At 43.3% G+C, this 870-nt stretch carries 1 protein-coding gene; it reads left to right on the top strand.

Annotated features, from left to right (window positions below):
- Positions 1 to 303: 303 nt before the first annotated feature.
- Positions 304 to 870, top strand: a 567-nt coding sequence (locus tag ASU35_RS06645) for an IS66 family transposase (RefSeq protein WP_242861216.1), incomplete at its 3' end; no start/stop codon positions are given.

Consider the following 870-nt stretch of genomic DNA (forward strand, 5'->3'; position numbering starts at 1 on the left):
TATGACTAAAGTAGCGGCTTCTTTAGTGATATTTATTTTACAAATTTCTTAAAAATTCTGTAACTATTCAGAACCCCATTTAGGATACATTAATTTTTGGTCAAAACAGAGAAAATAAAATTTCTGTTTATCCACCGTCATTTTGACAGTACCCCAAAACAGCTCCAAACCGCCATCAAGTGATGGTTTCAAAAAGCCTGGCGGTCAGAATGGACACCAAGGAACACATCTGCGGTAACAACAGCTCCGGATGAAATAGTCAAACATATGCCACTCGCATGTGAAGGATGCCAGCATTATCAGATGTGCAAAGGCGCTGCGTGCATTGCAGAGAAACGCCATGTCATCAATGCGGTTGTCACAGTAAATGTAACAGAACATCAGGCACTGGAACTTCCAATCTGTATGCTGCATGGAGATAACCGCAGAGGGGAGCTCCCTTCTGATGTAAAAGCAACCGTACAGTATGGTGAAAACCTGCAGGCATTGTCAGTGGCACTAAACACTGTGGGCGCAGTCAGCGTTAAACGCACTCATGAAATTCTCTCTGGAGTGTTTAATATTCCAATCGCAACAGGAACAATCAGCAGCATGGTGAAAAGATGTGCTGACAGTCTGAGCGACACGGTCAATAAGATCAAAGATAAGATGATTGGTTCAGCACTTGGGCATTTCGATGAAACCGGGATCAGAGTGGATAAAAAACTCTGGTGGGTTCATGATGCCTCAAACTGTGAGTACACTTATCTTGATATCAGTCCCAAACGTGGAACAGCAGGAATGGAGCAATGTGGTGTTCTCACAGAATTTCAAGGGATTGCCATGCATGACTGCTGGGCTTCCTACTGGAATTATCCGGATATTCAGCAT

The organism is Acetivibrio ethanolgignens, from assembly GCF_001461035.1.
Taxonomy (GTDB): Bacteria; Bacillota; Clostridia; order Lachnospirales; family Lachnospiraceae; genus Velocimicrobium; species Velocimicrobium ethanolgignens.